We start from the raw sequence: 20,908 nt of genomic DNA on the forward strand, positions 1-20,908 counted from the left end.
GTTAGCCTCTTTCAGGGCAGGTGCCCGGCACCTGCGGTAAACGTTTGTCTAGTAGCTGGTGCAATGCCGACTCGGCCGGCCAGTTCCGCAGGAAGCGCGCGCGGTCCTTGGCGTAGGCCCGGGCAAAACTTGCTTCGCTGCGATGCTGGCAAACGGCATCAAGGTCGATCAGGGTCCAGCGGCCGTCCTGCCAGAACAGATTGCTGCCCTTGAAATCGCCATGGCTGATGCGTTCACGGATCAGCGCGGCAAACAGTCGGTCGAGGGCGCGTAATTCGGCTTCGGGTGGAGCACCAGCCCCATCCGGGTCATCCAGATGAGGTCGAAAACGGGCGATTATATCTTGGCCGGAGAGATATTCGGTAATCAGGTAGGCACGGCTGCGCAGCCAGAGGAAGCGCCGCTCGATCACGGCCAGCGGACGCGGTGTGGCGATGCCGAGGAACTCCAGTCGATTGCCTTCGCGCCAGCTGTGCCAGGCGCGGCTCGGCCGCCAGAAGCGTGTCAGCCAGTGCCCCAGGCCCTTGATGTTGTAGCGCTTGACCAACAGCTTGCGCCCACCGAAGGCGACCTCCGCCACGGTGGCGGTGCCTCCCTGCTTCAGCGAGCGCCCTTGCGCCAGCGCGGCATCCGGAGCCTGCAACAACTCCTCCAGGTCCGCCTGCGCTTCACGGCGGACCGCCCGCAGGCCGAACGCACCACGAACCACGCCGAACAGGCTGCAATCGCGAGCGATCTTCTTCATATAGTCGCCGAGACGCCAACGCCGCATCCGGGCAATTTCCTTTTCCAGCGCCTCCAGCGGCAAGGCATGTTCGCCGTTGACCAGCAGGTACTGCACCAGCAGCTCCTCCAGGAACGGGTCCAGCTCCGCCGGCAGCTGGGCGAAGAACACCCCCAGATTGGCCATAACCTTGTCCCGGGGGAGCGGACTTCCGGGCGTTTCGGCGCGAATGCCGCCGCCATCGATCACCTGCAGCTTGCCGCCGTGGCGCAGCAGATTGTCGAGGTGCAGGTCCTCCTGGGCGAGCCCGACCAGGTGCAACCGTGCGATGGCGCCAAGCGCCTCGCCCAGCACGGCCTGCTGGCCGTCGGACAGTGGTGCGTCACGCTCGACCTCGCGCCAGGCGTCCCAAAGACTCTCCGCCGACTCCAGGTACTCGAACAACAGCCAGCCGCCTTGCCCCGCTTGATGCCCATCGCTCAGAAGCTCCGGGGTATCGATGCCGTGCTCACGCAGCGCGCGGGCACCTGCGAGCTCGCGATGGAAGTGCCGCTCGGCCTTGCCGCCAACCAGCAGCTTGGCCAGCACCTTGCGCCCTTGCCACAGGGCCTCGCCCACGTAGCGCTGCCCGGGCAGCACCCGCAACAGGCTCTGCAGTTCCAGGCCGCCAGCGACGTCCAGGCGAATGGGCAGTTGCGGACTGCGCCCCGCCAGGGCCAGTTCTGCAAGGGTCATTGCCCGCGCTCCTTGTTGCGGCGGCGACTGGCAAGACGAGCCAGCCAATCGCTGACCTCGGCCGAATCCCGCGGACGCTCCAGATAGCCAGCCAGCAGCTCGCGCACCTCGACCTCACCCCAGGCATCCGCCCGGCGAACCAGGGCTTCCAGGTCCTTGACGCGATCACGACGACCCAGCAACAGCGGACGGGTCTTTTCCAGGTCGATCAGACAGGCGTCGAATCCGTCCCGGGCTTCTCGCAGAAAGACGTGCTTGGGATAGAAGCACCCATGTACTTGTCCAGCGCCGTGGAGACGACGTGCCAGGCCCGCTACGGCGGCAATGACGTCCGCACGTTGCTCAGCAGCCATTCCGTTCCACAGCTCGAGGTAACCGGCCAGTTCACGCCAGCCGTCCAGGGCACGGGACACCAGGATCGCGCGGCGTTCGCCATCGACCTGGCGGGTACCGAAAAACGCCGCTTGCAAGGCCGGAACACCCAGGTCCTGGTAACGGCGGATATTGCGAAACTCGCGGGAGAAAGTGGGCTCGCCAAATGGCCGCAATACGCTTCGGCTGAGGAAGTTGCTCTGCCGCTTCAGATAGTAGGCGGCGTCGCCGAGATCCAGGCGGAACACGCTGCTCCAGCCACCGCGCCCGGTATTGGGCGCATCCACTGCCTCCAGGCGCAGTGCCCAGAGCGACTCGAAGCTGTCCAGGCCGTGGCGGGCGAGAATTTCTCGATCAGCCGCTGCGATGAAGTCGCTCATTCGCGTCCCTCGAAGAACTTGAGAATCTGCCTTATCCGGCGCTTGTCGTTGCGCCCCAGGGTCGGCCGATCCCGGTATTGCAGGTAGAAGCGCAGACGCTGGCTGCGGCTCAGGTGGTACTTGGCGACCTTGTCCAGGCACGCCAGGTCCTTGATGACCCGGTAGTGCAGGAATGGCCCCCACCAGAAAGTGCCGGTCGGACAATCGATCAGGAACAGGTCGCCCGCTTCATCGACCAGCAGGTTGCGCCACTTCAGGTCGTTGTGGGCGAAGCCGTGGTCATGCAGGCTGCGGGTGGCCTTGGCCAACTGCCGGCTGACGCGGTCGACCCAATGCGGATCGGCCAGGCGCGGATCGCCCTGCTTGGCCAGTTCCGCCATGTCGATCGTGCCCTTGAGTTCCTGGGTGATCAGCGCACCACGGTGGAAGGCGCCGGCCCGGCGCTCCTGGCCCCAGCCCACGACGGGGGCGGTGGGAATGCCCCACTTGGTGAAGTGCTTGAGGTTCTGCCACTCGGCCTTGACCCGCGGCCGACCCAGCCAGCGACGCAAGCCCTTGCCAGCGCCCCAGTAACGTTTGACGTAGTAGCGCACCCCACGGTGCTCCACCCGCAGCACTTCGGATAACGGGTCCCCGGTGATCCAGTCGCCTTGCAGGGCGAACACCTTGTCGAGGTCAGCGAACAGCTCGGCAACACCGGCATCCAGCCCCTCTGCCAGTTTCCATTGGCTCACGCCTGTCCTCCCTCGGCGTACTTGCGTTCATAGCGCGAGAGCAGGCGCACGGCCTTCTGCTCGAGCCAGGCAAGGAGTGCGGCTTCATCCTTCAGCACCTGACGCAGTGGCTGGCGGAAATAGGCCTTGAGGAAGCGCAGCTTGTCGCGACGGGTCAGGCCGATGTTCAGCGCCGAGAAATACAGCCCGGCCAGGTCCTTGTCACGCCAGCGTCGAGGCGTCGCGACGCGCGTTTGCGCACGATGCAGATCGATCAGCGACAGTTTGAAGTCGGCGGCGGTGACCGGCCGTGCGGTGTGTAGCAGGAAGTGGCAGATATAGCAGTCGCGGTGGTTGACCCCAGCACGGTGCATGGTGCCGGTCATGCGCGCCACTTCGTCGACGAGCGCCCACTTCAACCGCACCGGCGGCGGATTTCGCGGCCAGTCGACACAATAGTCTTCAAGGCTGATGGTGGGCGCCAGTTCTTCGGTAACGATGAACGAGTGCTGGCGCGCCGGATTGCTGCCGCGTTCACCGAACGCCACGGCGGTCATGGTCGGTACGCCGGCTTCATGCAGTCGCTGGATGGCCGTCCATTCCTGGCCGGCACCGAGTACCGGGGCCTTGGCGGTGACCAGGTTCTTGGCGATCTCGCCCCAACCGATGCCGCGGTGAATCTTGACGAAATAACCCTCGCCATTCACTTCGGTACGCAAGGTGCGGCGGCCTTCCAGTTCGCGATAGACCTCGCCCTTGAGCGCTTCGACCTCGGCGAAGGCATCGCGCCCGGCCCAGAGCTGCTCGAAGGGTGGTTCAAGGACAAGTTTCATGGGCGCTCCGCGAGGATCACGTCCGCCGCGTGCTGCGGCATGCTGTAGAGGTCGGCACTGTCGGCGAAGGCCAGGCCGCTGGCGCTCCAGCGGGCGCGGGCGGCCTGGTCGGCGAGCATCTCCGCGAGCAACTGGTTGAGCGCGTCCTGATCGAAGGGACTGGGCAGCACGCGGCCACTATCGGCCTCGGCGATGTAGTGGGCGTAGCCACAAACGTCCGTGACCAGCACCGGCAGGCCGGCGACCAGGGCTTCCAGCAGCACCGTGCCGGTGTTTTCGTTGTAGGCCGGATGGATCAGCAGGTCGGCGCCCAGCAGGAAACGCGGGATATCGCTGCGGCCCTTTAGGATGTCTACCTGGTCGGAGATACCCAGGGCCTTCATCTGCAGCAGGAAAGGCTTGGGATCATCCTGGCCGATGACGATCAGCCGGGTGCGCTTCTTCAGCTCGCGGGGCAGCGCGGCCACAGCCTTGAGGCTGCGATCCAGACCCTTGGTCTTGAAGCCCGAACCGATCTGCACCAGCAGCAGGTCGTTGTCGCCCAGCTTGAACTCGCGACGGAACTCGGCGCGGATATCCGCGGCATTGACGGGCGCGCGGCGGTCTGCGGCAATGCCCGGCGGCAACAGGTGGAAGCGCCTGGCCGGCGTCGCGTAATGCTTGACGAACAACGGCTGCTGCACCTCGGAAATCATCAGCACCGAGGTTGCAGATTCGGGAGCGAATACTGCGCGCTCATAGTCGGAGAAATGCTTGTAGCGGCCCCAGCGGCGATAGAGTCCATTGCGCAGATTTTGCGCCTTGTCTTCGAAGCAGGGGTCGGCGGCGTAGTAGACATCCAGGCCGGGCATCTTGTTGAAGCCGATCACCCGGTCCACCGGACGCCGCGCCAGGTCAGCCTCGACCCAGGCAGTGAATTTCTCATTGCGCTTATGGTTGAACAGCGCCTTGACCGGCGCGATCAGGACCTCGAAACCTTCAGGGATATCGCCTTCCCAGATCATGGTGTAGACGCGAACGGCATGCCCACGGCGCTGGCACTCCAGGGCGATGCGCATGAAGTCGCGCTGCAGGCCACCGAAGGGGAAGTACTTGTAGAGCACGAATGCCAATTGCATCAGTGGATATCCTCGGTCAGCAGCAGGGCTTCCAGCTGGGTCGCCACGCGCTGCGGATTCAGCCGGGTAAAACATAGCGGCTGTTCACGCTTCAGGTCGAACAGGCGGATATCTTCCGCGGACGGCTTGTAGACGCAGGTCTTCTTCAGGCAGGGCGCGCAAGGGAAGTCGCTGCCCAGGTGGATCTGCGACCGCCCGTAAGCGCCGGTGAATCCGGGATTGGTCGGGCCGTAGAGCGACAGCGTCGGCACATCCAGCGCAGCGGCCAGGTGGCCGAGGCCGGTGTCCACCGCCACGCAGGCGCGCGCCCCGGCTACCACCTTGGCCATTCCTGCCAGGGATAATCTGGGGAGCACCGCGGCCTTTTCCAAGCCTTCGGCGATCCGTTCGGCGCGCGCCTTCTCCGCCGGGTTGCCCCAGGGCAGGCGCACGTGCCAGCCGTGATCGCAGGCACGCTCGGTGAGCTCGCGCCAGTACTTCTCAGGCCAGTGCTTGGTGTCCCAGGTGGTGCCATGGAGGAACAGCAGATAGGGCGATCCGCCCGGCGCATCGGCGAGCTGGGCGCGGTTCAAGCCATAGTTGCCCACGCCTTCTGGCACGCGGTAATCCAGGGCCTGAGCGAACAGCTGGCGCACGCGCTCGACAGCGTGCTGCCCCCAGACAACCGGATAGCGCCGGTCATAGAAGTGGCTGGCCAACGGCTCACGGGCGGAATCCCGGTCCAAACCCACCACCGGAGCCTTGGCGTAGCGCGTCAGCAGGGCGCTTTTCAGCAGGCCCTGGGCGTCGATCACCAGATCGTAGCGGGCTTCCCGTAGACGGCGCTTGAAGCGGCGCCACTCGCCACTCCTGAGCGTCTGCCAGATGTTCTTGCGCCAGCGCCGGATGGCCACCGGGATGACGTGTGCCACTGCCGGATGCCAGGCCGGAATCTCGGCAAACCCTTCCTCGACCACCCAGTCGAACTGGATACCGGGAATTGCACGTGCTGCATCGGTCAGCGCTGGCAGGGTGTGGATGACATCACCCAGGGAAGACGTCTTGATCAGTAGTACCCGCACTCAGCGACTCTCCACCAATTCGAGCGGGTCCGGCACCAGGCGGTCCAGGGCTTCGATCACCGGACGCGGCTTGAGCTCGCGCAGGCAGTTGTAGTGGCCGAAGCGGCAGGTACGGTCAAAGCAGGGGCTGCATTCCAGGCCAAGGCGGACGATCTCCACCTGCTCGGCCAGGGGCGGGGTGAACTGCGGCGAGGTCGAGCCATAGACCGCCACCAGCGGCCGCGCGAGCGCAGCGGCGACGTGCATCAGGCCGGAATCGTTGGACACCACGGCGCTGGCGCAGGAGAGCAGGTCGATGGCCTCGGCCAGGCTGGTTTCGCCGGAGAGGTTCACGGCTTCCTCGCGCAGGCCAGGGATCAGGCGCATGCGGATGTCTTCGCCGCCCGGGTGGTCGTTCTTCGAGCCGAACAGCCAGACTTGCCAGCCGGCACGAATCTTCAGTTCCGCCACCTTGGCGTAGTGCTCGGCGGGCCAGCGCTTGGCTTCACCGAACTCCGCACCCGGACAGAGCGCGAGCACCGGACGATCCACGTCCAGGCCGAACTTCGCCAGGGCCGCGTCGCGGCTAACCGGGTCGATCTGCAACGAGGGACGCGGATAAGGCTTGGGCAGCTCGGCATCCGGCTCGAAGGCCAGGGCCATGAAGCGCTCGATCATCAGCGGATAGCGCGACTTGTCGAGCGTACGGATGTCGTTCAGCAGGCCGTAGCGCATCTCGCCCTTCCAGCCCGTGCGTTTGGGAATGTCGGCGAACCAGGGCACCAGCGCCGATTTCAGCGAGTTCGGCAGGAGGATCGCCTGGTCGTACTGCCCCGCCAGGGACTTGCCGATCTTGCGCCGGCTGGTGATGTCCAGCACGCCGTGGCCGATGGGGAAGCTCAGGGCCTGGCGCACTTCCGGCATGCGTTCGAGGATGGGCCGGCTCCACTCGGGGGCCAGCACGTCGATCTGGCAGTCGGGATGGCGGGCTTTCAGGCACTGGAAAAGTGTCTGCGCCATCACCATGTCGCCGACCCAGGAGGGTCCTACGATCAGAATGTTCATAAGGGCAGTTTCATGCCTCAGCCTCAAGCGACAAGCCGCAAGCTCCAAGCGGCGATGACCACTTGCAGCTTGCGGCTTGCCGCGTGCAGCTCAGTCGGATTACTTGACCAGGGTGCGCCACTCGCCGTGGGCGGAGGTCTTGCCGGTCACCAGGTCGAAGTAGGCTTTCTGCAGCTTCTCGGTCACCGGACCACGACGGCCGATGCCGATCTTGCGGCCGTCCACTTCGCGGATCGGGGTGACTTCAGCGGCGGTCCCGGTGAAGAAGGCCTCGTCGGAGATGTACACCTCGTCACGGGTGATGCGCTTCTCGACCACTTTGATGCCCAGCTCGGCGGCCAGGGTCAGGATGGTGCTACGGGTGATGCCGTTGAGGCAGGAAGTCACTTCCGGGGTGTACACCACACCGTCCTTGACCAGGAAGATGTTCTCGCCCGAGCCCTCGGCCACGTAGCCTTCCGGGTCCAGCAGCATGGCCTCGTCGGCGCCGCCGGAGATGGCTTCCTGCAGGGCCAGCATCGAGTTGATGTAGTTGCCGTTGGCCTTGGCGCGGGTCATGGAGATGTTGACGTGGTGACGGGTGTAGGAACTGGTGCGCACCTTGATGCCGTTGACCAGCGCTTCTTCGCCCATGTAGGCGCCCCAATGCCAGGCGGCGACGATCACGTGGACCTTCAGGCCGGTAGCGCGCAGACCCATGCCTTCGCTGCCGAAGAACACCATCGGGCGCAGGTAGGCGCTTTCCAGGCCGTTTTCACGGACGGCGGCGCGCTGCGCTTCGTTGATCTCTTCCTTGGAGAACGGAATCTCCATGTTGAAGATGTGAGCGGAGTCGAACAGGCGGTCGGTGTGCGCTTGCAGGCGGAAGATGGCGGTGCCGTCCGGGGTGTTGTAGGCGCGCACGCCCTCGAACACGCCCATGCCGTAATGCAGGGTGTGGGTCAGGACGTGAGTGGTTGCTTCGCGCCACGGCACCAGTTCGCCGTCATACCAGATCACGCCATCACGATCGGCCATCGACATATTGCCAGCTCCTCAAGAATTCGATTGGTTCAGCCCGTCGAGTCAGTTCAAGCCCAACTCACGCCAGATCCGCGTCACGCCTTGGCGCTCCGCGTGGAACTGGTCCCCGCGCACCACCCCCGGTTGCTTTTGCAGGGCCTGGCGGTGAGCTGCTGAACGGTAGGCTTTGTAGGCTTCCTGCAGCAGGCGAACTTCGTCGCCGGTCAGCAGATTTGCCTGTTCCAGGCCATCCAGGATGCGGATGTTATCGGTGTAACGAACCAGCTCGGGATGCTGTCGTGACCAGGCCAGGGCCGCATATTGCACCATAAATTCGATATCGACGATACCGCCGGCATCCTGCTTCAGATCGAAGGCCGCCGCGGCCTCGAAGGCATTCTGACCCGTGCCGGCGGAGGTCTCACGAGTGCCGAGGTTGTCGCGCATCTTGGTCCGCATCTCGCTGACCTCGGCACGCAACGTGGCCAGGTCGCGCTCACGACCGAGCACCGCCAGGCGGACCTGCTCGAACGCGGTGGCGACTCGCGGTGAGCCTGCAAGCACCCGCGCACGCACCAGCGCCTGGTGTTCCCAGGTCCAGGCTTCATTCTCCTGGTAGCGCAGGAAGGCGCCGAGGGAGCTGACCAACAGCCCCGCCGCACCCGACGGGCGCAGGCGCATGTCCACTTCATACAGGGCGCCGGAGGTGGTCTGGGTCGTCAGCAGGTGGATGATGCGCTGCCCCAGACGCGTAAAGAACTGTGCACCATCGATGGGCTTGGCACCGTCGGTTTCGGCCTGCGGGTCGCCGTCATGGATGAACACCAGGTCCAGGTCCGAACCGTGGCCGAACTCCAGACCACCCACCTTGCCGTAGCCGACGATGATGAAATCCGGGTCACAGAGACTGCCATCCGCGCGCTTGGGCGTACCGTGCTTGGCCACCGTATGGCGCCAGGACAACGCCAGGACCTGATCGAGGATGGCCTCGGCAAGCCAGGTCAGGTAGTCGCTGACCTTCATGAGCGGCAGCGTGCCGGCGATCTCCGACGCCGCCACGCGCAGGCTGTGGGCCAGCTTGAAATGCCGCAGGGCCTCCATCTGCTGTTCCAGGTCGTCTTCCGGGATGCGCGTCAGACGCTCGCGCAGCTCCGCAGCCAGCTCGGGAGCCAGCGGCGGACGATAGAGACGGCCTTCGTTGAGCAGTTCATCCAACAGCAACGGGAAGCGGGTGATCTGCTCGGCGATCCAGGGGCTGGCAGCGCAGAGTTCGATCAGCCGCTGCAGCGCGCCTGGGTTCTCGGTCAGCAGCACCAAATAGGCGGAACGCCTTGCCACCTTTTCTACCAGCGGCAGCACCCGCTCGAGCACCAGGTCCGGATTGCCGTGTTCCACGGTCAGGTTCAGCAAACGCGGGATGAATGCATCCAGCCGCTCACGCCCCAGACGCTGCATCGCCCGCACCTGCGGACCATTGCGTAAATCGGTGAGTCGACGCCAGGCGGCGGCAGGCTCGGCAAAGCCGGCCTCACTCAACTGCCGGCACGCACTTTCCTCGTCCAGCGCCTCTTCCCAGAGCGGCAGCCATTCCCCGCCGATGCAGCTTTCGCCGTTGCCGCCCTCCTCTTCATCCGGGTCGGCAATCACCTGCTGGAAGTGCCACTCGACACGCCCGCGCCAGTACATCAGGCGCTCGTGGAAGGCGGTCCAGTCGTCGAAGCCCATAATGAAGGCGACGCGCGCGCGATCGAGGTCGTTGTCCGGCAGCATCTGGGTCTGGCGGTCGGCGATCGCCTGCAAGGCATGCTCGGTATAACGGAGGAACTCGTAGCCTTCCTTCAGCTCCGTCACCACGGGTGGTGGGAGATAGCCCTGGCCTTCCAGGGTATCCAGGACGGTCAGCAGCGGCCGCTGCTGCAAGCTGAGGTCGCGACCGCCGTGGATCAGCTGGAACGCCTGGGCGATGAACTCCACTTCGCGAATGCCGCCGGAGCCGAGCTTGACGTTCTCGGTCATGCCCTTGCGGCGCACTTCCTGCTGGATGAGCTGCTTCATCGAGCGCAGCGCCTCGATGGCGGAAAAGTCCAGGTATCGGCGATAGACGAAGGGACGCAGCATCTGCAGGAGCTGGGCGCCAGCAGCCTGGTCGCCGCCCACGGTGCGCGCCTTGATCATGGCATAGCGTTCCCAGTCGCGACCCTGGTCCTGGTAGTACTGCTCAAGCGCATTGAAGCTGAACACCAGGGGCCCGGAGGAACCATAAGGACGCAGGCGCATGTCCACGCGGAAAACGAAACCGTCCACGGTGATCGTATCCAGGGCCTTTATCAGGCGCTGGCCGAGGCGGGTGAAGAACTCTTGATTATCCAGGGCGCGCTTGGCCCCCTCGGTCTCGCCACCTTCCGGGTAACCGAAGATCAGGTCGATATCGGACGACAGGTTCAGCTCGAAGGCACCCAGCTTGCCCATGCCCAGCACGACCAGATGCTGCGGCAGACCGGAGCGATGGCCGATGGGCGTACCGAACTGGGCGCAATGGCGGCTATAGAGCCAGTGATAGGCCAGATCGATGCAGGCGTCGGCGAGATCGGAGAGGTCGCGGCAGGTTTCCGCCAGATCGGCCTGTCGGGTCAGATCGCGCCAGATAATGCGCAGCTGCTGGCGATTGCGATAGCGACGCAGGCGACGGCCGAGATCGTCTTCTTCCGCGCAGTCGTCCAACAACGAGGCGATCTGGGCGCGCAGCTCACCAGGTGCCAGCGACCGCTCCAGCTCACCGGAAGCCGCCAGCGCCAGCAGCATTGCCGGGTCGCGCTGGGCCTGATCGGAGACGAAGTCACTGGCGGCGGCGACGCGGGCGAATGCCTGCTGCCGCTCGTCGGGCCAACTGTCGAAGTCCGAGCTTCGCTCGGCGAGGGCAATGCGGACGGCAGACAGCGCCCGATTGGCGCTGGGCTGGAGGTTGGCCGAGAGGTCGGCCAGCGGCGGCAGGCTCATGGTCTATCCTTTCTGGGCTGCGGGCCGAGGCTGGGCCCGTGGCTGGCGCAGCGGTGGCGGAACAGCTCTAACTCGGGGCCTTCAGCCGACTGCGCCGCGCAGTCTGTAGTTTTACTACGAAAGATTGTATCCAGAGTGCTGAAACCTTCGTCGATTTGTAGTAAAACTACACGAGCCCGGTTCTACCCCCGGTAACAAGAATTTCGCCGCGACCGCCCCACAAGGCCGGCCGTGACCACTGGCATCCGATTCTGGAAGCCTTTCCGCCCTGGAGCAAGCCATGCAAGACCTCGATCCCGTCGAAACCCAGGAATGGCTGGATTCCCTGGAGTCCGTACTCGACAAAGAAGGCGAAGACCGCGCGCACTACCTGCTGACCCGCATGGGTGAGCTGGCGACCCGCAGCGGCACCCAACTGCCCTACGCCATCACTACGCCCTACCGCAACAGCATTCCCGTAACCCACGAAGCACGCATGCCCGGCGACCTGTTCATGGAACGCCGCATTCGCTCCATGGTGCGCTGGAACGCCCTGGCAATGGTGATGCGCACCAACCTGAACGACCCGGACCTGGGCGGTCACATTTCCAGCTTCGCTTCCTCGGCAACCCTGTACGACATCGGCTTCAACTACTTCTTCCAGGCTCCCACCGAAGAGCATGGCGGCGACCTAATCTTCTATCAGGGCCACGCCTCCCCCGGCATCTACGCCCGTGCCTTCATGGAAGGCCGTATCAGCGAAGACCAGATGGTCAACTTCCGTCAGGAAGTGGACGGCAAGGGCCTGTCCTCCTACCCGCACCCGTGGCTGATGCCGGACTTCTGGCAGTTCCCCACCGTATCCATGGGCCTCGGCCCGATCCAGGCCATCTACCAGGCTCGCTTCATGAAGTACCTGGAAAGCCGCGGCTTCATCCCCGCCGGCAAGCAGAAGGTCTGGTGCTTCATGGGTGACGGCGAGTGCGACGAGCCGGAATCCCTCGGCGCCATCTCCATGGCCGGCCGCGAGAAGCTGGACAACCTGATCTTCGTCATCAACTGCAACCTGCAGCGCCTCGACGGCCCGGTTCGCGGCAACGGCAAGATCATCCAGGAACTGGAAGGCGTCTTCCGCGGTGCCCAGTGGAACGTCAACAAGGTGGTCTGGGGTCGTTTCTGGGACCCGCTGTTCGCCAAGGATGCCAACGGCACCCTGCAACGTCGCATGGACGAAGTAGTCGACGGCGAATACCAGAACTACAAGGCCAAGGACGGCGCGTACGTCCGCGAAAACTTCTTCAATACCCCAGAACTCAAGGAAATGGTCCAGGACCTTTCCGACGACGAGATCTGGAAGCTCAACCGTGGCGGCCACGACCCCTACAAGGTTTATGCGGCCTACCACCAGGCGGTCAACCACAAGGGCCAGCCCACCGTCATCCTCGCCAAGACCATCAAGGGCTACGGCACCGGTGCTGGCGAAGCGAAGAACACCGCTCACAACACCAAGAAAGTCGACGTCGAGAGCCTGAAGCAGTTCCGCGACCGCTTCGACATTCCGGTCAACGACGCCGACCTGGAAAAACTGCCGTTCTTCCGTCCGCAGGAAGGCAGTGCCGAGTACAAGTACCTCCACGAGCGCCGCGCCGCCCTGGGTGGTTATGTGCCGCAGCGTCGCGTCAACAGCTTCAGCATCCCGACGCCGCCACTGGAAACCCTCAAGGCCATCCTCGACGGTTCGGGCGACCGTGAAATCTCCACCACCATGGCCTTCGTGCGCATCCTGGCGCAGCTGGTCAAGGACAAGGAACTCGGCCAGCGCATCGTTCCGATCATCCCGGACGAAGCCCGTACCTTCGGTATGGAAGGCATGTTCCGCCAGCTCGGCATCTACTCCTCGGTCGGCCAGCTCTACGAGCCCGTCGACAAGGACCAGGTGATGTTCTACCGCGAGGACAAGAAGGGCCAGATCCTCGAGGAAGGCATCAACGAAGCGGGCGCCATGTCCTCCTTCATCGCCGCCGGTACCTCCTATAGCAACCACAACCAGCCGATGCTGCCGTTCTACATTTTCTATTCGATGTTCGGCTTCCAGCGTATCGGTGACCTGGCCTGGGCCGCTGGCGACAGCCGCGCACGTGGTTTCCTGATCGGAGGCACCGCCGGCCGTACCACCCTGAACGGCGAAGGCCTGCAGCACGAGGACGGCCACAGCCACCTCATGGCGGCCACCATCCCGAACTGCCGCACCTACGACCCCACCTTCGGCTACGAGCTGGCGGTGATCGTGCGTGAAGGCATCCGCCAGATGACCGAAGAACAGCAGAACATCTTCTACTACATCACCGTGATGAACGAGGCCTACACCCAGCCGGCACTCCCGGCAGGTGCCGAGGAAGGCATCATCAAGGGCATGTACCTCCTCGAGGAGGACAAGAAGGAAGCCGCGCATCACGTGCAACTGCTGGGTTCGGGCACCATCCTGCGCGAAGTCCAGGAAGCGGCGAAGATCCTCCGCGAGCAGTTCAACGTCGGCGCCGATGTCTGGAGCGTCACCAGCTTCAACGAGCTGCGTCGCGACGGCCTGGCAGTCGAGCGCCAGAACCGCCTGCACCCGGAACAGAAGCCGAAGCAGACCTATGTCGAGCAGTGCCTGACTGGCCGCAAGGGCCCGGTCGTGGCCTCTACCGACTACATGAAGCTGTTTGCCGACCAGATCCGCCAGTGGGTCCCGAGCAAGGAGTACAAGGTCCTCGGCACCGACGGTTTCGGCCGCAGCGACACCCGTAAGAAACTGCGTCACTTCTTCGAAGTGGACCGTTACTGGGTGGTACTGGCAGCCCTGGAGGCCCTGGCAGACCGCGGCGAGATCGAACCCAAGGTCGTGGCCGAGGCCATCGCCAAGTTCGGTATCGACCCTGAAAAACGCAACCCGCTGGACTGCTGAGGAGACGCATTGTGAGTGAATTGATTCGCGTACCCGACATCGGCAGTGGCGAAGGTGAAGTGATCGAGCTGTTCGTCAAGGTTGGCGACCGCATCGAAGCCGATCAGAGCCTGCTGACCCTGGAATCCGACAAGGCCAGCATGGAAATACCGGCCCCCAAGGCCGGTGTGATCAAGAGCCTGAAGGTCAAGCTGGGCGATCGCCTGAAGGAAGGTGATGAACTGCTGGAACTGGAAGTCGAGGGTGCCGCCGCTGCGGCTCCCGCGCCGGCTGCAGCTCCCGCGCCCAAGGCCGAAGCACAACCCGCCGCTGCGCCGGCCCCGGCTGCTGCTCCGGCGGCCACCGGTTCCAGCGTGCAGGACGTCGTCGTGCCGGACATCGGCACCGAGGGCAAGGTCAAAGTCATCGAAGTACTGGTCAAGGCCGGTGACACCGTGACCGCTGACCAGTCGCTGATCACCCTGGAGTCCGACAAGGCCAGCATGGAGATCCCCTCTCCCGCCGCAGGCGTGGTGGAGAGCGTCGAGGTCAAGCTGGATGCCGACGTCGGCACCGGCGACCTGATCCTCAAGCTGCGCGTTGCGGGCGCTGCTCCTGCTGCAGCCCCGGCCCAGGCCGCTGCGCCGGCCGCCGCCCCGGCACCTGCTGCCGCTCCGGCTGCAGCCCCCGCTCCGGCAGCCACCGGCTCCAGCGTGCAGGACGTCTTCGTGCCAGACATCGGCACCGACGGCAAGGTCAAGGTCATCGAAGTGCTGGTCAAGGCCGGTGACACCGTGGCCGCCGACCAGTCCCTGATCACCCTGGAATCCGACAAGGCCAGCATGGAGATCCCCTCGCCCGCCGCTGGTGTGGTGGAGAGCGTCGAGGTCAAGCTGGACGCGGAAGTCGGCACCGGTGACCTGATCCTCAAGCTCAAGGTTGCAGGCGCCGCTGCCGCTCCGGCTCCGGCCGCCGCACCGGCTGCCGCGCAACCTGCGCACCGCGTACCGGACGGCGCTCACCCGGTCGCTGCCGCCGAAGTCGCCGCCATCGCGGCACTGGCCGCCGCCGCAGCGAACACCACCGGCGTACCGGCGCGTTCCAGCGGTGCCAAGGTCCACGCAGGTCCGGCGGTTCGCCAACTGGCCCGCGAGTTCGGTGTCGAACTGAACGCAGTTCCGGCTACCGGCCCCCACGGCCGCGTGCTGAAGGAAGACGTGCAGGCGTACGTCAAAGCCATGATGCAGAAGGCCAAGGAAGCCCCCGCCGCCGCTGCCGGTGCAACCGGTGGCGCTGGTATCCCGCCGATCCCGGTGGTGGACTTCAGCAAGTTCGGCGAAATCGAAGAAGTGGCCATGACCCGCCTGATGCAGGTCGGTGCCGCCAACCTGCATCGCAGCTGGCTCAATGTGCCGCACGTGACGCAGTTCGATTCGGCCGACATCACCGAGCTGGAAGCCTTCCGCGTGGCCCAGAAAGCGGTCGCCGAAAAGGCCGGCGTCAAGCTGACCGTCCTGCCGCTGCTGCTCAAGGCCTGTGCCTACCTGCTCAAGGAACTGCCGGACTTCAACAGCTCCCTGGCCCCCAGCGGCAAGGCGCTGATCCGCAAGAAGTACGTGCACATCGGCTTTGCCGTGGACACCCCGGACGGCCTACTGGTGCCGGTGATCAAGAACGTCGACCAGAAGAGCCTGCTGCAACTGGCTGCCGAAGCCGCCGCCCTGGCTGAAAAAGCCCGGACCAAGAAGCTTTCGGCGGACGACATGCAAGGCGCCTGCTTCACCATCTCCAGCCTCGGCCACATTGGCGGCACCGGCTTCACGCCGATCGTCAACGCGCCCGAAGTGGCGATCCTTGGCGTGTCCAAGGCCGCCATGCAGCCGGCGTGGGACGGCAAGGCCTTCCAGCCGCGCCTGATGCTGCCGCTGTCGCTGTCCTACGATCACCGCGTGATCAACGGCGCCGCCGCCGCGCGCTTCACCAAGCGTCTCGGTGATGTGCTGGCGGACATCCGCACCATGCTGCTGTAACTCGTTTCAAATTCGCGAGCACGCCACGCTCGTACCTCAACCCCGCCCCCCTGAGGCGGGGTTTTTTTTGACTACGCGATCCCCCAGCGCGCAAGCCGACTGTGCGCTCGCGCACAGTTTCCATGCCCCCCTTTCCACTCGCGAATTGCACCGTGCGGCATGCTTGCCAGTGCCATCATCATGATGCACCCTTGCCCGATGCTTTGAAGAAGTAGGCCGGCCCCTCTACCGGTCATAGAAGTGGAAGCCCAGCGCCCGATGAAGAGCCATCCCGATGCCGCCAGCCGTACGGTGGCCGAGATAGTGACGCAGTTGCCCGTCCCCTCGCGACTGGGCCTGATGCGTTTCGAGCGGCTCAACGAGGCCAGTTGGGCGATGCTTTTCCTCGATCCAAGCTGCGAACGCTCCCTCGGTCTTCCAGCCAGCGAGCTCTGCGCCCTGATCGACGCCCCCTACGCCAGCCTGATGGAACCGGAAACCCGCTATCGGCTGCATGACGAGGTGCAGCTGCAGCTGGCCAGCCACCCGCACTACTCCATCCAGTACACGCTGCACTCACCCAACGGCGCCTTGCGCCTGCAGGAAATTGGCGAGTCATTCCAGCAGCACGGGCGGCAACTGCTGCGCGGCTATCTGCTGGTTGCAGGCGATGCATCCGAACACAAGGAGCGGCAGAACCTCGACCTGGAGGCCCAGAACAGCCGGCTGCGTACGTCCCTGGAGCTTTACCAGCGTTCCCAGGATGACCACCTGCAACACCTGATCCGTTCCCGCGCCCAGCAGAGCCTGATCGTGCGATTGGCACGCCATCGCTACAGCTCGAGCAACCCGGCGCAAGAAGCCGCGCAGTTGATCACCCAGGCCGCGTGCGAGGCCTACGATGTGGCCCGCGTGGGCATCTGGCTGCTGGACGGCACCCAACTGTCGGCGGTCGGCCTGTTCCGCCGCGACGAGGATAGCCACGAGCATCCAGGCGCGATGGAAATGAGCCAGTTCCCGCGCTACCTCGAAGCCTTGCACAGCGGCCGCGCCATCGATGCCCACAATGCCCAGAGCGATCCGCGCACCAGCGAGCTGACCAGGACGTACCTCAAGCCGCAAGGCATCACCGCCCTGCTCGATGCCAGCATCCGCGTCGGTGGCGAGGTGGTCGGCGTACTCTGTCTGGAGCACATCGGCGCGCCAAGGGTCTGGCAGACCGACGAGATCGCTTTCGCCGGCGAGTTGGCCGACCAGTTCGCGCAGGTGCTGGTGAACCAGCAGCGACGCCACGCCACCAGCGCCCTGCACCTGTTCCAGCGCGCCGTGGAACAGAGCGCCAGCGCCTTCCTCCTGGTGGATCGCGAAGGCCTGGTGGAGTACGTCAATCCGAGCTTCACCGCCATTACCCAGTACAGCGCCGACGAAGTCCACGGCCGCCGCCTTTCGGATCTACCGGCCCTGGAAAACCTCAGCGAGCTGCTGTTCGACACCAGCTCGGGCCTGGCCGCCTGCAACAGCTGGCAGGGCGAATTCCGCAGCCGGCGCAAGAACCTGGAGCCTTACTGGGGCCAGCTGTCCATTTCCAAGGTGTTCGGTGAAGACGGCGAACTCACCCACTACATCGGGATCTACGAGGACGTCACCCACAGCAAGCTGGCCCAGCAGCGCATCGAAAAGCTGGCCTACACCGACAACCTCACCGGACTCGGTAACCGCCCCTATTTCATCCGCACCGTCGAAGAGCGTTTCAACAGCGACCGCGACACCCCGCTCTGCCTGCTGCTGGTGGATATCGACAACTTCAAGCGAATCAACGACAGCCTCGGCCACCAGACCGGCGACAAGCTGCTGGTGAGCCTGGCGCGGCGTCTGCGCAACAGCCTGAGCCCGAGCGGCATCCTCGCGCGCTTCGCCAGTAACGAGTTCGCTGTGCTGCTCGACGGGGCTGACCTGGAGAACGGACAGAAGACCGCCGCCCAGGTACTGCAAACCCTCGACAAGCCGTTGTTCGTCGACAACCAGCTGATCAGCGTCACCGGCTCCCTCGGCCTTGCCTGCGCGCCGCTGCACGGGCGCGACCCGCAAACCCTGATGAAGCATGCGGGCCTGGCCCTGCACAAGGCCAAGGCCAACGGAAAACATCAGTTGCAGCTGTTCACCGAGGCGCTGAACGCCGAGGCCAGCTACAAGCTGTTCGTCGAGAACAACCTGCGCCGTGCCCTGGCGCAAAACGAACTGGAAGTCTTCTACCAGCCCAAGCTGTGCCTGAAGACTGGCCAACTTCTCGGGATGGAGGCCCTGCTGCGCTGGCATCACCCGGAGAAGGGCATGATCAGCCCGGACCAGTTCATCAGCGTGGCCGAAGAGACCGGCATGATCATCCCCATCGGCAAATGGGTAATCCGCGAAGCCTGCCGCATGAGCAAACGTCTCTCCGCTGCAGGACTGGGCGACCTCCAGGTGGCGATCAACCTGTCGCCCAAGCAGTTCAGCGATCCCGACCTCGTCGGCTCCATCTCCGCCATCCTCCACGAAGAGCAGCTACCGCCGAAACACCTGGAGCTGGAACTCACCGAAGGCCTGTTGCTGGAAGCTACCGGCGACACCCGTCACCAGCTCAATTGCCTGAAGAGCCTGGGCCTGACCCTGGCCATGGACGACTTCGGTACCGGCTACTCCTCGCTGAGCTACCTGAAGAAATTCCCCATCGACGTGATCAAGATCGATCGCAGCTTCATCAAGGACATTCCCGAGAACCAGGACGACAAGGAGATCACCTCGGCAGTGATCGCCATGGCCCACAAGCTCAAGCTCAAAGTGGTCGCCGAAGGCATCGAAACCGCCGCCCAGCTCGGCTTCCTCCGCCGCCAGCATTGCGATGTGGGCCAGGGATACCTGTTCGACAAGCCGATCTCCGGCAAGCACCTGTTCGAAAACCTCGGTCGCTACCCCTGCCGCAAATCCCCTTGAACAGCCGTTGAAAAACGACTGCGCAATCGGGGTAACATCGGGATTCATTGCAATCCCGAGGAGACGGCTGATGGTCCTGCGTTCGCAAATACTCGCCCACAAACTCGAGCTGCCCAGTGCCGCCCAGGCCCTGCCCGGCCGCGAGACGCCAATGCCGGTGCCCGACAGCCACTACGTCAATGGTCGCCCGCTGCAAGGCCCCTTCCCCGCTGGCCTGCAAGTGGCGCAGTTCGCCATGGGGTGCTTCTGGGGCGCTGAAAGGCGCTTCTGGCAACAACCGGGAGTCTGGACCACCGCCGTGGGGTACGCCGGCGGCTTCACCCCGAACCCCACCTACGACGAAGTCTGCTCCGGCCTGACCGGGCACACGGAAGTGGTGCTGGTGGTGTTCGATCCACAGAAAACCAGTTTCGACGAACTGCTGAAGGTGTTCTGGGAAGCGCACAACCCGACCCAGGGCATGCGCCAGGGCAACGACATCGGTACCCAGTACCGCTCCGCCATCTATTGCTACGACGAAGACCAGTTGGCCGCGGCCCGCGCGAGCCAGGAGCGCTTCCAGGCGGAACTGGAGCATTCGGGATTCGGCGCCATCACCACCGAAATAGCCGAGGCGCCGGCCTTCTATTACGCCGAGGCCTACCACCAGCAATACCTGGCGAAGAATCCTGGCGGCTATTGCGGCCTGGGTGGCACCGGCGTGTGCCTGCCAGCCTGAAGAAGGGCAGACGGGGCGGTTACCGAAGGATTAGACTCAAGTGGCCAGTCGCCACCAGTTACTCGGTATGCCGTCCCGACATCACTACATCCAGCCTGAACAACTCTGCATCGGCCTGTACATCCAACTGGAGCTGGGCTGGTGGGAACACGACTTCGCGTTCAGCAACTTCAAGATCAAGGACGACGCACAGGTTCGGGCCCTGCAGGCCCTCGGCCTGAACCGGCTGCGCTACGACCCGGCGCGCAGCGATTGCGAGCCCTTGCCGCCACCCGCCGAAACGGACTCTCCGCCCCAGGCGACGGTCGCCGAAGACCCGGAAACGAAGGCGCGCCAGGTTCGCAGTGCAAAGCTCCGCCAGCTTCGCCAGCGGGTGGCCGAGGTGGACCGCCGATTCATCCAGGCCAGCCAGCAGGTCAAGACGCTCAACCAGACACTGCGGAGCCGGCCGGAAGAGGCCGTGAAGCAGGCCGGAGCAATAGTCGTGGGACTGGTCGACACCCTCCTCGGCGGGCCCGGCGCGGTGCTCCACAGCATCACCGGGAAAGCCGCCGAAGACAGTTACTTCCATGCACTCAACGTCACGGTGCTGGCCCTGCTGCTGGGCCGTCAGCTCGGTCTGGATGCGGAGGCCTGCCATAGCCTGGGCCTCGGCGGCCTCCTGCACGACATCGGCAAGATGGAAGTGCCGAGCAAGGTGCTGCTGAAAAGCGAGCCCCTGACCAAACCCGAACTGCAATTCCTGCAGCTGCACACGGATTTCGGCCTGAAGATGGGCCAGCGGCTGATGCTCGACGACGAAGTGCTGCGCATCATCCACGAGCACCATGAGCACTGCGACGGCAGCGGCTATCCGCGCGGGCTGAAGGAGGCCGGCATCGGCCGCCTGAGCAAGCTGGTGGCCATCGCCAACCAGTTCGACAACCTGTGCAACCCGCTCGACCCGCGCACCGCCCTGAGTCCCCACGAGGCCCTGGCGCTGATGTTCAAGCAGCAGCGTCAGCGATTCGACGAAGTCGCGCTGAAAGCCTTCATCCGCGCCATGGGCGTCTATCCGCCCGGCAGCCTGGTGCAACTGGATGACGACCGCTTCGCCCTGGTGCTGGGTGTGAACCCGTCGCAGCCGCTGAAGCCGACGCTGGTCGTCCACGATCCGGAGATTCCCAAGCAGGAAGCGCTGATCCTGGACCTGGAGCAGGAGCCGCGCCTGTCCATCGCCCGCAGCCTGCGCCCGTCCCTGCTACCGCTGGAGGTGCTGGAGTATCTCAGTCCGCGCCGGCAGCTGACCTACTACATCGAACCGCAGCCAGGCCGCAGCTGATAC

14 protein-coding genes are annotated in these 20,908 nt (G+C 64.5%); 5 read left to right on the top strand and 9 right to left on the bottom strand.

Annotated features, from left to right (window positions below; translation table 11 throughout):
• Position 1: 1 nt before the first annotated feature.
• From E8E95_RS26420 to glnE, 9 genes are all read right to left on the bottom strand, one after another.
• On the bottom strand, positions 2-1,459 hold the full coding sequence (locus E8E95_RS26420; RefSeq protein ID WP_280355098.1) for a lipopolysaccharide kinase InaA family protein: 1,458 nt from the start codon (positions 1,457-1,459) through the stop codon (positions 2-4).
• Complete coding sequence (locus tag E8E95_RS26425) at positions 1,456-2,211, bottom strand: lipopolysaccharide kinase InaA family protein (protein ID WP_280355099.1); 756 nt, start codon at positions 2,209-2,211, stop codon at positions 1,456-1,458. The genes E8E95_RS26420 and E8E95_RS26425 overlap by 4 nt, the downstream gene beginning before the upstream one ends.
• A complete protein-coding gene (locus E8E95_RS26430; RefSeq protein ID WP_280355100.1) occupies positions 2,208-2,945 on the bottom strand; it encodes a lipopolysaccharide kinase InaA family protein in 738 nt (245 codons plus the stop codon). The genes E8E95_RS26425 and E8E95_RS26430 overlap by 4 nt, the downstream gene beginning before the upstream one ends.
• On the bottom strand, positions 2,942-3,757 hold the full coding sequence (rfaP, locus tag E8E95_RS26435) for a lipopolysaccharide core heptose(I) kinase RfaP (RefSeq protein WP_280355102.1): 816 nt from the start codon (positions 3,755-3,757) through the stop codon (positions 2,942-2,944). The genes E8E95_RS26430 and rfaP overlap by 4 nt, the downstream gene beginning before the upstream one ends.
• Positions 3,754-4,875, bottom strand: coding sequence for a glycosyltransferase family 4 protein (locus E8E95_RS26440; RefSeq protein WP_280355104.1), 1,122 nt, complete (start codon positions 4,873-4,875; stop codon positions 3,754-3,756). The genes rfaP and E8E95_RS26440 overlap by 4 nt, the downstream gene beginning before the upstream one ends.
• Positions 4,875-5,936, bottom strand: a complete 1,062-nt coding sequence (gene waaC, locus E8E95_RS26445) for a lipopolysaccharide heptosyltransferase I (RefSeq protein WP_280355106.1) — start codon at positions 5,934-5,936, stop codon at positions 4,875-4,877. The genes E8E95_RS26440 and waaC overlap by 1 nt, the downstream gene beginning before the upstream one ends.
• Complete coding sequence (waaF, locus tag E8E95_RS26450) at positions 5,937-6,980, bottom strand: lipopolysaccharide heptosyltransferase II (RefSeq protein ID WP_077524776.1); 1,044 nt, start codon at positions 6,978-6,980, stop codon at positions 5,937-5,939.
• Between the two features lie 99 nt (positions 6,981-7,079).
• Positions 7,080-8,003, bottom strand: coding sequence for a branched-chain amino acid transaminase (locus E8E95_RS26455; protein WP_280355109.1), 924 nt, complete (start codon positions 8,001-8,003; stop codon positions 7,080-7,082).
• 42 nt (positions 8,004-8,045) lie between these two features.
• Entirely contained in the window at positions 8,046-10,979 is a 2,934-nt protein-coding gene (gene glnE, locus E8E95_RS26460) for a bifunctional [glutamate--ammonia ligase]-adenylyl-L-tyrosine phosphorylase/[glutamate--ammonia-ligase] adenylyltransferase (RefSeq protein WP_280355110.1), read from the bottom strand.
• A gap of 280 nt (positions 10,980-11,259) precedes the next feature.
• On the opposite strand from glnE, the gene aceE reads away from it, so the two are divergent.
• From aceE to E8E95_RS26485, 5 genes are all read left to right on the top strand, one after another.
• Positions 11,260-13,905, top strand: coding sequence for a pyruvate dehydrogenase (acetyl-transferring), homodimeric type (gene aceE, locus E8E95_RS26465; RefSeq protein WP_280355112.1), 2,646 nt, complete (start codon positions 11,260-11,262; stop codon positions 13,903-13,905).
• A gap of 11 nt (positions 13,906-13,916) precedes the next feature.
• Positions 13,917-15,914, top strand: a complete 1,998-nt coding sequence (gene aceF / locus E8E95_RS26470) for a dihydrolipoyllysine-residue acetyltransferase (protein ID WP_280355113.1) — start codon at positions 13,917-13,919, stop codon at positions 15,912-15,914.
• A gap of 258 nt (positions 15,915-16,172) precedes the next feature.
• Positions 16,173-18,866, top strand: coding sequence for an EAL domain-containing protein (locus E8E95_RS26475; RefSeq protein ID WP_280355438.1), 2,694 nt, complete (start codon positions 16,173-16,175; stop codon positions 18,864-18,866).
• A 70-nt stretch (positions 18,867-18,936) separates the two neighbouring features.
• A complete protein-coding gene (msrA, locus tag E8E95_RS26480) occupies positions 18,937-19,584 on the top strand; it encodes a peptide-methionine (S)-S-oxide reductase MsrA (protein WP_280355114.1) in 648 nt (215 codons plus the stop codon).
• Between the two features lie 40 nt (positions 19,585-19,624).
• Positions 19,625-20,905, top strand: a complete 1,281-nt coding sequence (locus E8E95_RS26485; RefSeq protein ID WP_280355115.1) for an HD-GYP domain-containing protein — start codon at positions 19,625-19,627, stop codon at positions 20,903-20,905.
• Positions 20,906-20,908 lie beyond the last annotated feature (3 nt).

The sequence above is a fragment of the Pseudomonas sp. BN414 genome, assembly GCF_029871275.1.
In the GTDB taxonomy this organism is placed as follows: domain Bacteria; phylum Pseudomonadota; class Gammaproteobacteria; order Pseudomonadales; family Pseudomonadaceae; genus Metapseudomonas; species Metapseudomonas resinovorans_C.